This is a genomic window from Nocardioides sp. NPDC127503 (assembly GCF_040302165.1).
Taxonomy (GTDB): domain Bacteria; phylum Actinomycetota; class Actinomycetes; order Propionibacteriales; family Nocardioidaceae; genus Nocardioides.
Map to the genome: position 1 here is coordinate 1 of NZ_JBEORH010000002.1, position 14,364 is coordinate 14,364.

14 protein-coding genes are annotated in these 14,364 nt (G+C 69.6%); 7 read left to right on the top strand and 7 right to left on the bottom strand.

The features are described 5' to 3' along the window. Positions 1 to 86: 86 nt before the first annotated feature. On the bottom strand, positions 87 to 1,331 hold the full coding sequence (locus ABTW65_RS03965; RefSeq protein ID WP_350658636.1) for an acetyl-CoA C-acetyltransferase: 1,245 nt from the start codon (positions 1,329 to 1,331) through the stop codon (positions 87 to 89). A 150-nt stretch (positions 1,332 to 1,481) separates the two neighbouring features. Here ABTW65_RS03965 and ABTW65_RS03970 point away from each other — a divergent pair, with 150 nt between their 5' ends. The 5 genes from ABTW65_RS03970 (at position 1,482) to ABTW65_RS03990 (ending at position 5,342) form a co-directional block, all read left to right on the top strand. Beyond that, complete coding sequence (locus ABTW65_RS03970) at positions 1,482 to 2,804, top strand: 3-oxoacyl-ACP reductase (protein WP_350658637.1); 1,323 nt, start codon at positions 1,482 to 1,484, stop codon at positions 2,802 to 2,804. Beyond that, positions 2,804 to 3,685: a MaoC/PaaZ C-terminal domain-containing protein gene (locus ABTW65_RS03975; RefSeq protein ID WP_350658638.1), complete on the top strand. Its 882-nt coding sequence runs from the start codon at positions 2,804 to 2,806 to the stop codon at positions 3,683 to 3,685. Before ABTW65_RS03970 ends, ABTW65_RS03975 begins: the two co-directional genes overlap by 1 nt. Before the next feature lie 63 nt (positions 3,686 to 3,748). Continuing rightward, entirely contained in the window at positions 3,749 to 4,663 is a 915-nt protein-coding gene (locus tag ABTW65_RS03980) for a GNAT family N-acetyltransferase (protein ID WP_350658639.1), read from the top strand. 56 nt (positions 4,664 to 4,719) lie between these two features. After that, a complete protein-coding gene (vapB, locus tag ABTW65_RS03985; RefSeq protein ID WP_091041496.1) occupies positions 4,720 to 4,938 on the top strand; it encodes a type II toxin-antitoxin system VapB family antitoxin in 219 nt (72 codons plus the stop codon). Positions 4,939 to 4,976: 38 nt separating this feature from the next. Continuing rightward, positions 4,977 to 5,342 (top strand): PIN domain-containing protein, encoded by a 366-nt coding sequence (locus ABTW65_RS03990; RefSeq protein ID WP_350658641.1) that lies wholly within the window; start codon positions 4,977 to 4,979, stop codon positions 5,340 to 5,342. Between the two features lie 13 nt (positions 5,343 to 5,355). Here ABTW65_RS03990 and ABTW65_RS03995 read toward each other — a convergent pair whose 3' ends face one another. The 3 genes from ABTW65_RS03995 to ABTW65_RS04005 form a co-directional block, all read right to left on the bottom strand. After that, on the bottom strand, positions 5,356 to 5,706 hold the full coding sequence (locus ABTW65_RS03995; protein ID WP_350658642.1) for an arsenate reductase family protein: 351 nt from the start codon (positions 5,704 to 5,706) through the stop codon (positions 5,356 to 5,358). Positions 5,707 to 5,845: 139 nt separating this feature from the next. Beyond that, positions 5,846 to 6,724 carry an acyl-CoA thioesterase gene (locus ABTW65_RS04000; protein WP_350658643.1) on the bottom strand — a complete coding sequence of 293 codons (879 nt, stop codon included), beginning with the start codon at positions 6,722 to 6,724 and terminating at the stop codon, positions 5,846 to 5,848. A 15-nt stretch (positions 6,725 to 6,739) separates the two neighbouring features. Next, on the bottom strand, positions 6,740 to 7,780 hold the full coding sequence (locus ABTW65_RS04005; protein WP_350658644.1) for a proteasome assembly chaperone family protein: 1,041 nt from the start codon (positions 7,778 to 7,780) through the stop codon (positions 6,740 to 6,742). A 229-nt stretch (positions 7,781 to 8,009) separates the two neighbouring features. Here ABTW65_RS04005 and ABTW65_RS04010 point away from each other — a divergent pair, with 229 nt between their 5' ends. Both ABTW65_RS04010 and ABTW65_RS04015 read left to right on the top strand, forming a co-directional pair. Further along, positions 8,010 to 9,209, top strand: coding sequence for a thiolase family protein (locus ABTW65_RS04010; protein ID WP_350658645.1), 1,200 nt, complete (start codon positions 8,010 to 8,012; stop codon positions 9,207 to 9,209). Further along, positions 9,206 to 11,299, top strand: coding sequence for a 3-hydroxyacyl-CoA dehydrogenase NAD-binding domain-containing protein (locus ABTW65_RS04015; protein WP_350658646.1), 2,094 nt, complete (start codon positions 9,206 to 9,208; stop codon positions 11,297 to 11,299). Before ABTW65_RS04010 ends, ABTW65_RS04015 begins: the two co-directional genes overlap by 4 nt. Before the next feature lie 66 nt (positions 11,300 to 11,365). Here ABTW65_RS04015 and ABTW65_RS04020 read toward each other — a convergent pair whose 3' ends face one another. The 3 genes from ABTW65_RS04020 to ABTW65_RS04030 all read right to left on the bottom strand — a co-directional run bounded on the left by ABTW65_RS04020 (position 11,366) and on the right by ABTW65_RS04030 (position 14,323). Further along, on the bottom strand, positions 11,366 to 11,587 hold the full coding sequence (locus ABTW65_RS04020) for a hypothetical protein (RefSeq protein ID WP_350658647.1): 222 nt from the start codon (positions 11,585 to 11,587) through the stop codon (positions 11,366 to 11,368). A 213-nt stretch (positions 11,588 to 11,800) separates the two neighbouring features. Further along, positions 11,801 to 12,946, bottom strand: coding sequence for a glycerate kinase (locus ABTW65_RS04025; RefSeq protein ID WP_350658648.1), 1,146 nt, complete (start codon positions 12,944 to 12,946; stop codon positions 11,801 to 11,803). Positions 12,947 to 12,949: 3 nt separating this feature from the next. Next, the gene (locus tag ABTW65_RS04030; protein ID WP_350658649.1) at positions 12,950 to 14,323 is read right to left on the bottom strand and encodes a GntP family permease; all 1,374 of its coding nucleotides are present in this window, start codon (positions 14,321 to 14,323) and stop codon (positions 12,950 to 12,952) included. Positions 14,324 to 14,364 lie beyond the last annotated feature (41 nt).

The following is a 14,364-nucleotide window of genomic DNA, read 5'->3' on the forward strand; positions in this document are numbered from 1 at the left end:
TTATGAAAGACGCTATTTGGGAGGCTGTTTTTGGCGAATCTGCACCAAGCAGTGATCCAAAAGAATCTAGTGGAACAGAATCAGAACTAGGCGCAGACCGAGATCAGGCCGCGGCCGGAGCCCTTCTCATTGAGCAGCTTGGCGAGGTTGTTGATGATCCGGCCGCCGGTTGCGGCGAAGGGGTGGCCGGCGGCGAGGCTGGAGCCCTTGACGTTGAGCTTCTCGCGCGGGACCGACCCCAGCGGGGCGTCGAGGCCGAGCTTGTCCTTGCAGAAGTCCGGGGACTCCCAGGCGGCGAGGGTCGAGAGGACCTGCGACGCGAACGCCTCGTGGATCTCGAAGAAGTCGAAGTCGTCGAAGGTCAGGCCGTTGCGGGCGAGGAGGCGCGGGACGGCGTAGGCGGGAGCCATCAGCAGGCCCTCGCCACCGGCGACGTAGTCGACCGCGGCGACCTCGGCGTCGACGAAGTAGGCCAGGACCGGCAGGTTCTTGGCGGCGGCCCACTCCTCGCTCGCGAAGAGTACGGCCGAGGCGCCGTCGGTCAGCGGCGTCGAGTTGCCGGCCGTCATGGTCGGGTTCTCGCCCTTGACCCCGAAGACGGGCTTGAGCGTCGCGAGCTTCTCCACGGTCGAGCCCGGGCGGAGGTTGTTGTCCTTCTCCAGACCGCGGAACGGGGTGATCTGGTCCTCGAACCAGCCGGCCTCGTACGCGGCGCCGAGCTTCTGGTGGGAGGCGGCGGCCAGCTCGTCCTGGGCCTCGCGGGTGATGCCCCACTCCTGCGCGGTCAGCGCGGCGTGCTCACCCATGGAGAGCTTGGTGCGCGGCTCGACGTTGGCCGGGATGTTGGGGATGACGTCGGCCGGGCGGAGCTTGGCGAAGGCCTTGACGCGGTCGATGTTGGTCTTGGCGCGGTTGGCCTCGAGCAGGACCTTGCGGAGCTTCTCGCCCAGCGCGATCGGCGCGTCGGAGGTGGTGTCGGTGCCGCCCGCGATGCCGGAGTCGATCTGGCCGAGCGCGATCTTGTTGGCGATGTAGGTCGCGGCCTGGAGGCCGGTGCCGCAGGCCTGCTGCAGGTCGACGGCAGCAGTCTCGGGGGCGAGCTTGGAGCCGAGCACCGACTCGCGGGTCAGGTTGAAGTCGCGCGAGTGCTTGAGCACCGCCCCGGAGGCGACCTCACCGATGCGCTCGCCCTCGATGCCGAAGCGAGCGGCGAGTCCGTCGAGGACGGCGGTGAACATCTCCTGGTTGGACGCGGTCGCGTACGCACCGTTGGAGCGGGCGAAAGGAATACGGTTGCCGCCCACGATGGCGACACGACGAGTGGTGGTCATGAGTTCATCCTTGTCTGATGAAGCGCTTTGGAGAAGGGTATGTCAGAGAGATCACGAAAAGTGGACACCGAGTTACACGCCTAGTTACAACTGGCCAGTAACATACCAACGTACGCCTCAGAGACCACGTCCAGAAGGATCAGAGAGACCATGAGCGACAAGTACCAGAGCTTCACCCAGTCGGCGATCGGCAAGGTCCTCGTCAAGAACCTCGGGCTGCCGAGCCCCGCCAAGCTCGAGCGGTACGCAGCCGGTGCCCCGCTCGTGAAGGGCACCGTCCTCGTCGGCGGACGTGGTCGTCTGGCCGAGTCGCTGGGCGGGCTCCTAGGCGAGCTGGACATCACCTCGACAGACTCCGCCACCGCCGGCGCCAAGTTCAAGGGCCTCGTCTTCGACGCCACCGGCCTCACCTCGACCGCTGACCTGGTCGCGCTCCAGGAGTTCTTCACCCCGGTGCTGCGCAGCCTGGAGAACAACCCGCGCGTCGTCGTGATCGGCACCCCGCCCGAGCAGCTCAAGGGCGCAGAGCGGGTCGCCCAGCGCGCGCTGGAGGGCTTCACCCGCAGCCTCGGCAAGGAGATCGGCAAGGGCGGCACCGTCCAGCTCGTCTACGTCGCCGAGGGCTTCGAGGGCTCGTTGCTCTCCACGCTGGCCTTCCTGCTCTCCCCGAAGAGCGCCTACGTCTCGGGCCAGGTCGTGCGGATCGGCACCAAGAACGCCTCCCCCGCCGCCGAGCAGGTGGACCCGAAGAAGCCGCTGACCGGCAAGGTCGCGCTCGTCACCGGCGCCGCGCGCGGCATCGGCGAGGAGATCGCCAAGGTGCTGCAGCGCGACGGCGCGACCGTCGTCGGTCTCGACATCCCGCCCGCCGAGGACGACCTGAAGAAGGTCACCCCCGACTACATCACCGCCGACATCACCTCCGCGGACGCACCGGCCACGATCGCCGCCTACCTCCAGGAGAAGTTCGGCGGCGTCGACATCGTCGTGCACAACGCCGGCGTCACCCTCGACAAGAAGCTGGCCAACCAGAAGGCCGACCGCTTCGGCAAGGTGCTCGAGATCAACATCAGCGCGCCGGAGCGGATCACCGCCGAACTGCTCGAGCAGAAGCTGATCCGCCCCAACGGTCGCATCATCGGCGTCTCCTCGATCGCCGGCATCGCCGGAAACCTCGGCCAGACCTCTTACGGCGCCTCGAAGGCCGCCGTCATCGGCTTCGTCGACTCGCTGGCCGAGGAGCTTCCCGACGGCATCACCGTCAACGCGGTCGCGCCGGGCTTCATCATCACCCAGATGACCGCGGCCGTGCCGTTCGCGACGCGTGAGGTCGGACAGCGGCTCAACGCGATGGCCCAGGGCGGCCTGCCGGTCGACGTCGCCGAGACCATCGCCTGGTACGCCTCGCCGGCCTCCACCGGCGTCAACGGCAACGTCGTGCGGGTCTGCGGCCAGATGATGCTGGGGGCCTGATGAGCACGCCCAAGACCGAGCCCAGCTTCACCGGCAGGTCCGGTCCCGCTCTTCTCGTCCGGGCCGCGCTGCCGGCCATCCCCGGCATCAACGCGCTCCCGGGGATCAAGAAGACCGGCGTCGCCTACGAGGAGCTCAGCCTCACCCGCGAGCCCGTCGTCCTCGAGCGGGACGCGGTCGACGCCTACGCCGAGCTGTGCGGCTTCCCGATCAAGGACACCGCGCCGCTCCCCTACCCGCACATGCTGGCCTTCCCGCTGCACATGGCGCTGATGTCCTCGCCAGACTTCCCCTCGCCCGCGATGGGGATGGTCCACATCGAGAACTCGATCAGCGGCTACCGCCCGGTCTCGGTCGGCGAGGCGGTCGCGGTCACCGCGACCGTGGGGCAGCCCGAGCCGCACCCGGTCGGCAAGGCGTACCGGTTCCTCACCGTCGCCACCGTCGAGGGCGAGGTCGTGTGGGAGTCCACCTCGACGTACCTCGTCCGCGGGAAGCGCAACCCCGACGTCTCCTGGAAGTCTGACCTGATCGACGTGGATCCGTCCGGGCCGGTCTTCCCGCTCAAGGCCGACCTGGGCCGGCGCTACGCCAAGGTCGCCGGCGACTACAACCCGATCCACCTCTACCCGCTGACCGCGAAGGCGCTCGGCTTCAAGAGGCAGATCGCGCACGGGATGTGGACCAAGGCGCGCTGCATCGCGGCACTGGAGAACCGGCTGCCGGGCGCGGTGCGGGTGGATGTCGCGTTCAAGAAGCCCGTCTTCCTGCCCTCCTCGGTCGCGTTCGGGTCGCTCAAGCACCTGGACGGCTACGACTTCTCGCTCCACAAGCGCGGCTCGGACACGCTCCACCTGGTGGGGCGTACGACCGCTCTGTGACGCTGAGGGCCGCCACGATTTAACCCGTGGCGGCCCGGGTCCTGCAGGTGAGACGGTGCTCGCATGCCCGCCCCACTCCAGCTCCCGCCGCGCTACACCGAGCGGCCGTTGACACTCGCCGATGCCGCCGCCGTGACCCGCGTGATGGCGGCGAACGAGCTGGCCACCGTGGGCGAGGTCCTCATCGAGGAGGCCGACATCGTCGCGGAGTGGCAGCGGCCCTCCTTCGACGTCAGTGCGGCCACCGTCGGCGCGCTCGGACCCGATGGTGAGCTGGTGGCCTACGCGGAGTGCTCCGGCGGTGCCCGAGCCGACTCGGCCGTCCACCCCGACCACTGGGGTCACGGGATCGGCACCGCTCTGGCCGGCTGGATCAGCGCCCGCGCCGCCGAGCTCGGGGAGCCGGTCATCGGCATGCCGGTCCCCCAGGGCTCGCCCGGCGACCGGCTGCTCGAGTCGCTGGGCTGGTTCCCACGCTGGGAGTCCTGGGTGCTGGCGCTGCCGGAGGATGCGGCGATCCCGGTGCGGGAGCTGCCCGAGGCGTACGCCACCAGGGCTGCCGGCCCGCAGGACCACGAGCAGGTGTGGACCGTGATCGAGGACGCCTTCCTGGAGTGGTCCGAGCGCGAGCGGGAGCCCTATGCCGACTGGGTCGCCACGACCATCGAGCGTCCCGGCGCCGAGCCGTGGAACGTCCGCGTCATCACCGACCCGGACGGCGCCGTGGTCGCCGCGGCGGTGCTGGTGATGACCGAGGACGGCCGGGAGGGGTACGTCAGCAGGCTGGCCACCCGGGAGGACCAGCGCAACCGTGGCCTGGCCCAGGCGCTCCTCGCCGACGCGTTCGGCGCTGCCCGGGCCCATGGAGCGACGCGTGCGACCTTGTCGACGGACTCCCGCACCGGCGCCCTCGACCTCTACCGCCACGTCGGCATGGAGGTCGAGTCCACCTGGGTCCACCGCGCGACCCGCCCCTGATCCCACCTCGACGCCCTGTCCTCGGCTACCATCTTGCGTCCAGGAGGTGGACAGACATGTCCGACGTACTGATCCGAGGCCTCTCGGATGACGAGCTCGCGCGCATCGACACCGAGGCGACGCGGCTCGGGCTCACCCGCAACGAGTATCTCCGCCGATGGTTCACGCCCGACGCACTGCGTCCGCTGCCACCGGCGCGACCCGTGGCCGGCGGCGACTTCGCGAAGTTCGCCCCGCTCGCCGACCGGGGTCTGATGCGTGACGCATGGTCGTGAGGCGACCCTGGCTGATGCACCGGTCGGCACTCGCCCGGATGTCCACCAGCCCAGACGCTGAGAAGTGGTCCCGCCTGATCGAGCTGGGACAAGTACGCATCACCACCACCACACTGCTCGAGATCGGCCACCTGGCCCGCTCGGAGCGGGAATGGTCCGATCTCGTCGAGGACGTGCCGGTGATCCACATGCCGCTCGCGACCCTCACGCCGCGGACCGAGGCACGTGCGCTGGAGATCCAGCGGATCGTTCTCCGCGACGGCCGCCACCGGGCACCGTCGGTCCCGGACCTGCTGGTCGCTGCGGTCGCGGAGGAGGCCGACCTCACCGTCCTCCACGCCGACAACGACGTCGATCTGATCACCCGCACCACCGGTCAGCCGGTCGAGCGACTGCGCGCCTGACCAGCGCCGCATCTCAGAAGAGCTCGCGGACCTTCTCGATAGGCCGGGCGAGCACGCCGCGATCGCCCTTGAGCACGATCGGGCGCTGCAGCAGGGCAGGGTGCTCGACCATCAGCGCGACCAGCTCGTCCTCGGAGAGGTCGCGGTTGCCCAGGTCGAGCTCCTTGTAGACCGGCTCGCGCTTCCGCAGCACGTCACGAGCGCTCAGGCCGGTCTTCGCCAGGATGTCCTTGACCTCCTCGGTCCGCAGGCCGAGCACGTGGTAGTCGACCTTCTCGAAGTCGACGCCCTCCTCCTTCAGGAGAACGAACAGGTTCCGACACGTCGTGCAGGTCGGCTTCTCGTACACGGTGATCTGATCCACGGCGCCACCTTAGCCCGCGGGGTCGGTGCGCTATCGCGGCAGACGACCAGCGTGTGCGATAGTGCGCCGGCCTATTTCTAGCCACGATTATGAGACAGAAGCGCCGAGTCGCGTCAGGACGGGCCGACTCGGCGAAGGGTCAGCCGCGGGGCGGGCGGATGAGGCCCTCTTGAGCGACCGTGGCCGCCAGGATGCCGTCGGCGGTGAAGACCCGCCCGATGGACAGGCCACGACCGCCGTAGGCCGAGGGGCTCTCCTGGTCGTAGAGCCACCACTCGTCGGCGCGGAACGGGCGGTGGAACCAGATGGTGTGGTCGAGCGAGGCCATCTGGATGCCCTTGTGGTCCAGCGAGTGGGCCGCCAGGGAGGCGCCGAGCAGCGAGATGTCGGAGGCCCAGGTGAAGGCGCCGCGCTGGATGTCGGGATCGTCAGGGAGCGAGGCGCCCAGCCGGATCCAGAGACGCTGCTGCGCGGGATGGGTCGGGTCGGGCTTGATGCCGAGCAGCGAGTTGCCGACGGCACGCACCTCGACCGCCTCCCACTCGCGCGCCAGCGAGACGGCCTCGGGGCTGCCGGAGTCGGCCATCATCTTCAGGAAGTCGATGCACTTCTCGGGCGCCGGGACGGACGGCATCGCGTCCTGGTGCTCGAAGCCTGACTCCTCACGCTGGAAGTTGGCGGTGAGGTAGTAGATGTCGCGCCCCTTCTGGCGCGCCCGGACCCGCCGCGTCTCGAAGGAGCGCCCGTCGCGGATCCGCTCGACGTCATAGACGATCGGGTAGGACGGGTCACCCGGCAGCAAGAAGTAGGAGTGCATCGAGTGCACCGTGAAGGCCGGATCGGCCGACCGGACCGCTGCCATCAGCGCCTGGGCGGCCACCTGGCCGCCGTAGGCGCGCCCGCGCGAGTTACGGGTCGTGGTGGCACCGTGGAAGAGGTCCTTGTCGATCTCGACCAGGTCGAGCACGCCTACCAGCTCGGCCACTGCCTGATCCGCCGCTACGGCGTCGGTCGTCATGGGAGTGAGTGTCTCTCAATCCTTCTCAGGGTTGTCATCGGGGTCGGGGCCGTTCAGCCCGGCCAGGAACTGCTCGAACTGCTCGCCGAGCTCGTCGCCGGTCGGCAGCGGCTCGTCGGGCGCCAGGAGCGAGCGTCCGGACTCCTCGCCGCGCTGGAAGGTGTCGTACTGCTGCTCGAGAGCGGCCACGACCTCCCGCACCTCAGCATTGTCCTCGATGTAGGAGGCGATCTCCTCCTCGCGGCGCTGCGCCTCGGCCTCCAGGTCGGAGACCGGGATCGTCAGCCGGGCGGCGCGCTCGAGCGCCTCGACGAGCACGACCGCCGCGGCCGGGTAGTCGCTCTGGGCCAGGTAGTGCGGCATGTGCACGACATAGCCGCCCGCCGGGTGGCCCCACTCCCCCAGGCGTACCTCAACCAGGGCCTGAGCGGAGGCCGGGATCCGGATCTCGCCCTTCCACTGGCTCTCCCAGACCTGGCCGGCGAGCTCCTGCGCCGGGTCGTTGGCGTGCCTGGTCGTGGTCAGCGGCCGGGTGTGCGGCACCGCCATCGGCACCGAGGCGAGCGAGATCACCTCGGTTACGCCGAGGCGCTCGATGACCTCGCGTACGGCGCCGGCGAAGGCCTCCCAACGGTTGTCCGGCTCCGGGCCGTGCAGCAGGAGGTAGGGCGCGTCGCCGGTGTCCTTGAGCAGCCGGACGACCAGCCGCGGCGCGTCGAAGGACTCGTAGTGGTCGCTGACGAACGAGATCGCCGGGCGGCGGGCCCGGTAGTCGTGGAGCTCGTCGACATCGAAGGTCGCCACCACCGGCGCTCGCCTCGAGGTCTGGATCAGATGGGCCGCGGCGCGCTCGGCGGCCTTGCCCGCGTCGAGGAAGCCGTCCAGGACAACCACCAGCGGCAGCTGGTCACCTCCGGCAAGGATGATCTCCTCGGGCAGGTCGTCCACGATGTGCACCAGTCGTGATCCGGCCATCGGTGTCTCCTCCCGTTGCGTACGGCCCTCGCGGGCCTCGTCGTCGCTCGCCTCGCCAGGGATCGCGACCCTGGGGCTCAACCTTCTCAATACACGCTTCCACATGACGACAGCGCAGCATCCTGGACGCCCGCGTTATTCCCAAGCCGACGCGCGGAGACCGGCGATCGCCCCTGCGAGAGCCAGTGTGACCTCCCCCTCGGTGCGGCCGTTGTTACTAGCGGGTAATGTAAGCGACGGGCACCACCCGTGCCCGCACCAACAGCGCCGCCCGGCGGCAATCGACCGGCAACCCACATGGAGTGACACGGTGACCCGACAGCTGCGAGAAGTCGTCTTCGTCGACGGCGTACGCACACCTTTCGGCAAGGCCAAGGGCCAGTACGCCGAAACCCGCGCAGACGACCTCGTCGTCAAGCTCATCCGTGAGCTCACGCGCCGCAACCCTGAGCTTCCCCCCGAGCGGATCGACGAGGTCGCCATCGCCGCGACCACGCAGATCGGCGACCAGGGCCTGACGATCGGCCGCACCGCGGGCCTGCTCGCCGGGCTTCCGCAGTCCGTCCCCGGCTACGCCATCGACCGGATGTGCGCCGGCGCGATGACCGCGGTCACCACGACCGCCGGCGGCATCGCCTTCGGCGCCTACGACGTCGTCATCGCCGGCGGTGTCGAGCACATGGGCCGCCACCCGATGGGCGAGGGCGTCGACCCCAACCCGCGGATCATCTCCGAGAAGCTCGTCGACCCCTCGGCGCTCGTCATGGGCAACACCGCCGAGAACGTCCACGACCGCTACCCGGCGATCACCAAGGAGCGCACCGACGCGTTCGCCGTCCGCTCCCAGGAGCTGGCGGCCAAGGCGTACGCCGACGGCAAGATCCAGCCCGACCTGGTCCCCGTCGCCACCCGCTCGGCCGAGAACGGCTGGGGCCTGGCCACCACCGACGAGCCGATGCGTCCCGGCACCACCACCGAGGACCTGGCCAAGCTGAAGACCCCGTTCCGTCCGCACGGCCGCGTGACCGCGGGCAACGCGGCGGGCATCAACGACGGCGCGACCGCTTCGCTGCTGGCCTCCGAGGACGTCGCCCGCGAGCTCGGTCTGCCGATCAAGATGCGGCTGGTGTCGTACGCCTTCGCCGGCGTCGCCCCCGAGGTCATGGCCGTCGGCCCGATCCCGTCGACCGAGAAGGCGCTGGCCAAGGCCGGTCTCACGATCGACGACATCGAGGCATTCGAGGTCAACGAGGCGTTCGCGATCCAGGTGCTCGCGTTCCTGGACCACTTCGGCATCGCCGAGGACGACGAGCGCGTGAACCCCTACGGCGGCGCGATCGCGTTCGGTCACCCGCTGGCCTCCTCCGGTGTGCGGCTGATGATCCAGCTCGCCCGCCAGTTCGAGGAGCGCCCCGAGGTCCGCTACGGCCTCACCACCATGTGCATCGGCCTGGGTATGGGCGGCACGGTCATCTGGGAGAACCCGAACTGGACTGGGGAGTCGAAGTGACTGACATCAACACGCTTCTCGCGGACGTGGAGAAGCTCTTCTCCGACGACGAGGTCGTGACCGCGGCCAAGCTGGCGAAGGTCACCCTGCCCTCCGGCAAGGTCCTCGGTCTGGTCACCCTCGACAACGGGCACGACCACACCCGGCCGAACACGTTCGGGCCGAAGTCGCTGGTCGAGCTCAACACGGCGTACGACGCGGCCCTGGCCGACCCCGAAATCGACGCGATCGCGGTGACCGGCAAGCCGTTCATCCTCGCGGCCGGTGCCGACCTGACCTCGCTGCAGGCGGGGGGCCCCGACGGGATCCGTACGATCGCCGAGCTCGGTCACGCGGTCTTCCGCAAGCTGGGCGACGGCGCCGACGGGGTCAAGAAGCCGTCCTTCGGCTTCATCAACGGGCTCGCGCTCGGTGGCGGCCTCGAGGTCGCGCTGCACGCCGACTACCGCACGATCCAGGACTCGGTGCCGGCCGTCGGCCTGCCCGAGGTCATGCTCGGCCTGATCCCGGGCTGGGGCGGTGGCTACCTGCTGCCGAACCTGATCGGTCCGGCGAAGGCGGCCAAGGTCTTCATCGAGAACCCGCTCAACAACGGCAAGGTGCTCAAGGGCACCGAGGCGTTCGACCTGGGCATCGCGGACGCGATGTTCGGCGGCGCCGACTACCTCGAGCAGTCGCTGCTGTGGGCCGACGGCATTCTGTCCGGCGACGTGTCCGTTGAGCGTGAGGAGATCGACCGGGGCGCGGCCTGGGACGAGACTGCCAAGAACGCCGGCTTCTTCGCCTGGGCCAAGACCGGCGACGCCTCCCCGGCCGCCAAGAAGGCCGTCGAGCTGCTCACCCTGGCCAAGACCGCGACCCGCGACGAGGGCTTCGCGGCCGAGAACGACGCTCTCGTGGCGATGTCGAAGACCCCGCAGCTGCTCGCCTCGCTCTACTCCTTCGACCTGGTGCAGAAGCGCGCCAAGCGTCCCGCCGGCGCGCCCGACAAGGCGCTCGCGCAGAAGGTCACCAAGGTCGGCATCATCGGTGCCGGGCTGATGGCCTCGCAGTTCGCGCTGCTCTTCGTCCAGCGTCTCAAGGTGCCGGTCGTCATGGTCGACCTGGACCAGGAGCGTGCCGACAAGGGCGTGGCGTACGTCCACGCCGAGCTCGACAAGAAGCTCGCCAAGGGCCGCGCCTCGCAGGACGCGACCAACCGCCTCAAGGCGCTCGTGACGTCGTCGATCGACTACGCGGAGGCCTTCTCCGACGCCGACTTCATCATCGAGGCCGTCTTCGAGGAGATGGGCGTCAAGAAGACCGTCTTCGCCAACGCCGAGGCCGTCGCGCCGGAGACCGCGGTCTTCGCCACGAACACCTCGAGCCTCTCGATCACCGAGATGGCCGCCGACCTGAAGAACCCCGAGCGGGTCGTGGGCTTCCACTTCTTCAACCCGGTCGCGGTGATGCCGCTGCTGGAGATCATCCGCGGCGAGAAGACGTCCGACGCGGCCCTGGCCACGGCGTTCTCGGTCTCGAAGTCGCTGAAGAAGACCTCCATCCTGGTCAAGGACAGCCCGTCCTTCATCGTGAACCGGCTCCTGGGCCGCTTCATGGGCGAGGTCTCCAAGGTCGCCGACGAGGGCACCCCGATCGACGTCGTCGAGTCCGCCTTCGCCGGTGTCGCGCCGATGGGCCCGTTCGCGCTGATCGGCCTGGTCGGCCCGGCGATCGCGTACCACAACAACGAGACGCTCGCGAAGGCCTTCCCCGACCGGTTCCACCTCTCCGAGAACCTCCACCGGGTCGTCGAGGCCAAGAAGAGCTCCTTCTTCGGTCCCGACGGGCGCACCCTCGACCCCGAGGTCGAGGCGCTGCTCGTCTCCGGCGACGTGGTCAAGACCGCCGAGGAGGCCCGCCAGCAGGCCCTCGAGGCCATCGCCGACGAGATCGGCCGGATGCTCGAGGAGGGCGTCGCCCAGGCCGCCGAGGACATCGACCTGGCGATGATCACCGGTGCCGGCTTCCAGTTCTGGAACGGCGGCATCACCCAGCTCCTCGACCGCGAGGGCATCTCCGAGAAGGTCACCGGCAAGAAGTTCCACTGACCGTCGACGAAACCGCCCCCGGCCACGATGTGGCCGGGGGCGGTTCACGTTCAGCCGAGGTCTGGCTCAGACGTTGTTGCCGGCGAGCGGTCCGCTCCCGCTGCCGCCGGTCGCCGGCCTCGCGGTCCGCTGCCGAGCCGGTGGCCTCTGCTGGCCGTTGGTCTGCGCCGAGGCGCGCCGGCTCTCGATCTTCTTGCGGACCAGCTCGTTCGCCGCGTGCAGGTCGAACGGCGGCGACATCTGCTCCGGTGACCAGTGGAACTCGGCCACGATGTCGTCGTAGAGCATTGATTCCCCCGAGGTGCTGTTTGGTTGAGGTTGGTGACGGTCCGGGGAGCTTGCCGGTCCCGGGACCTATGACACTCTAGACCGGGATCAGCCCCGATCGGGCAGCGAACCGCCTGTGACGTACGATCGCCGCCGTCGAGCATCGACGCCTGACCTGCGAAAACCCTCCCTCCCGTCCAAGCTTTGCGATGTCTCAGGTTCAGAGACTGCCCGCTAGCCGGCCGACGCGGCACCCCACAGCCGCGCGATCGACTCCGCGACCCGCGACAGGTCATCCTCGACACGGTCCAGCGCATCGGCCAGCGGCCCGGGGCCGGGAGATGCGGAGAACACCGCGGTCATGCCGGCCGCGAGCGCCTCGCTCGCGCCCTGGGACACGTCGCCCGCGATCACGACCACAGGGACATCCTGTGCCTGGGCCAGCCGCATCACGCCGACAGGGGTCTTGCCTCCGAGAGACTGGGTGTCCAGCCTGCCCTCGCCGGTGATGACCAGGTCCGCGCCGGCGATCGCGGAGCCGAGCCCGACGGCGTCGGCGACCAACTCGAAGCCCGAGCGCAGCTCGGCACCCAGGAAGGCGAGCGCCGCGAACCCCAGCCCGCCCGCTGCCCCGGCCCCCGGAGACTCCGGGTCAGCCAGCGAGGCGCACACCTGGCCGAGCCGGCGCAGCCCCGCGTCGAGCATCTCGACGGTCGCCTCGTCCGCCCCCTTCTGCGGGCCGAAGACGCTGGCGGCACCGCGTGGACCCTGCAGCGGGTTGTCCACGTCGCACGCCGCGATCACCTCGCATCGCGCCAGGCCGGGGTGCACAGCCGCGAGATCGACCGTGGCGATGTCGCGCAGACCGGCGCCGCCGGGTGCCACATGGGCGCCGGTCGTGGTCGTGAAACGTACGCCGAGCGCCTGGGCCATTCCGACGCCCCCGTCGGTGGTCGCGCTGCCGCCCAGGGTGAGGATGAGCCGTTCGACCCCAGCGTCGAGGGCCGCCTTGATCAGCTCGCCGGTTCCGTACGTGGTGGCAGCCGCGGCGCTCTCGGGCGTGGGATCGACCAGGTGCAGTCCCGACGCGGACGCCATCTCGACCACGCCGGTCAGCCGGCCCGCAGGCCCCTCGGCCGGGATGAGACCGAGCTCCGCGTCGACCGGCCGACCGTGCGGCCCGGTGACCGTGTGACGGACGATCTGGCCGCCGAGGGAGCCGATCAGCGCGTGCAGCGTGCCTTCTCCCCCGTCGGCGACGGGCAGGCTGACGGTCTCCCAGCCCGGCGCTCCGCGCCGCCACCCGGCCGCGATGGCAGCCGCTGCCGCCGGGCTCTCGCAGCTGCCCTTGAATGAGTCCGGAGCGATGACGACGCGCATGGCTCAGGCGATCAGGAACGACAGCGGAAGGACCACGAGCATGCCCGCGACCCCTTGGACCAGCGTGGCCATCGTCTGAGCGCGGTAGGCCTGCTGCACGCTCATCCGGCTGAACTGGCTGACCACCCAGAAGTAGCTGTCGTTGGCGTGCGAGACGGTCATCGCCCCCAGGCCGATCGCGAGCACGACCAGCGTACGGCCCATGTCGCTGCCCAGGCCCAGGTCGGCGACCAGGGGCGCGACCAGGGCGGAGGTGGTGACCATCGACACCGTCGAGGAACCCTGGGCCGTCTTCAGCGCGGCCGCGATCAGGAACGGCACCAGGATCCCGATGCCCAGGGCGGACAGCTCCGTGCCGAGGTAGGTGCCGATGTCGGTCGCCTGGATGACGGCACCGAACGCGCCGCCGGCCCCGGTGATGAGGAGGATCGGGGCGGCATCGACGATGCCCTCGGCGACACGGTCGGTCACGGTCTTGTCGTGGTTTCTCGGGCGCAGACCGGCGACGGCGATCGCCAGGCCGATCAGCAGCGCGATGACCGGCTGGCCGACGAAGCGCAGCACGTCTGCGGCCAACGTGTCGGTGCCGGGCAGGAAGGGGAGCGACATCGCGGAGCCGAGCATGATCAGCAGGATCGGGATCACGATCGGGGCGAACGCCATCGCGGCACCCGGCCGCTGGACGGTGTTGGCGAGCTTCTCGAAGTCGGCGATACGGCGATCGACCTCGGCGTCCGAGGCACCATCGGGCTGTACGTCGCGGAAACGGGTCGCCCACAGCATCCCCGCTGCGGCGGAGACGAGACCGACCAGGAGTCCCATGGCCATCACCAGACCGAGCTTCGCGTCGAGGCCCAGGTTGCCGGCAGCGGCGATCGGGCCGGGCGTCGGCGGGACCAGCGTGTGGGTGGCGTAGAGACCGGTGGCCAGGGCGACCGACATCGCGACCGGGCTGGTGCGCGTGCGGGCGGCCATCGACTCCTTGAGGGAGTTGAGGATGACGTACCCGGAGTCGCAGAAGACGGGGATCGACACGACGTAGCCGATGATGCTCATCGTCAGCGTCGGGAACCGCCGGCCGAGCACCTTCACGATGGCGTCGGCCATCGTGATCGCGGCACCGGACCGGTCCAGGAAGACTCCGATGATCGTGCCGAGGATGATCACGATCCCGATTCCGCCCAGGGTCGCGCCGAAGCCGCCGGTAGCGATGGCGACGACGCCCGGGGTGTCCCCTTCGGTGAGGGGCGGTAGCCCGAAGGCCAGGCCGCCGACCAGCGCGGTCAGCAGGAGTGCCAGGAACGGGTGCATCCGTGCCCATGCGGTGAGCAGGATCAGCCCGGTCACCAAGGCGATCAGGATCAGTAGGTCGGCCATGAAAGGTCCTTCATCGTCGTACAGGAACGGCGTACGCCTGG

What these genes read in the sequence shown, in the direction of transcription:
- ABTW65_RS03965 (WP_350658636.1), bottom strand. Translation starts at nt 1,331, where the DNA reads ATGACCACCACTCGTCGTGTCGCCATCGTGGGCGGCAACCGTATTCCT.
- ABTW65_RS03970 (WP_350658637.1), top strand. Translation starts at nt 1,482, where the DNA reads ATGAGCGACAAGTACCAGAGCTTCACCCAGTCGGCGATCGGCAAGGTC.
- ABTW65_RS03975 (WP_350658638.1), top strand. Translation starts at nt 2,804, where the DNA reads ATGAGCACGCCCAAGACCGAGCCCAGCTTCACCGGCAGGTCCGGTCCC.
- ABTW65_RS03980 (WP_350658639.1), top strand. Translation starts at nt 3,749, where the DNA reads ATGCCCGCCCCACTCCAGCTCCCGCCGCGCTACACCGAGCGGCCGTTG.
- vapB (WP_091041496.1), top strand. Translation starts at nt 4,720, where the DNA reads ATGTCCGACGTACTGATCCGAGGCCTCTCGGATGACGAGCTCGCGCGC.
- ABTW65_RS03990 (WP_350658641.1), top strand. Translation starts at nt 4,977, where the DNA reads ATGTCCACCAGCCCAGACGCTGAGAAGTGGTCCCGCCTGATCGAGCTG.
- ABTW65_RS04000 (WP_350658643.1), bottom strand. Translation starts at nt 6,724, where the DNA reads ATGACGACCGACGCCGTAGCGGCGGATCAGGCAGTGGCCGAGCTGGTA.
- ABTW65_RS04020 (WP_350658647.1), bottom strand. Translation starts at nt 11,587, where the DNA reads ATGCTCTACGACGACATCGTGGCCGAGTTCCACTGGTCACCGGAGCAG.
- ABTW65_RS04025 (WP_350658648.1), bottom strand. Translation starts at nt 12,946, where the DNA reads ATGCGCGTCGTCATCGCTCCGGACTCATTCAAGGGCAGCTGCGAGAGC.
- ABTW65_RS04030 (WP_350658649.1), bottom strand. Translation starts at nt 14,323, where the DNA reads ATGGCCGACCTACTGATCCTGATCGCCTTGGTGACCGGGCTGATCCTG.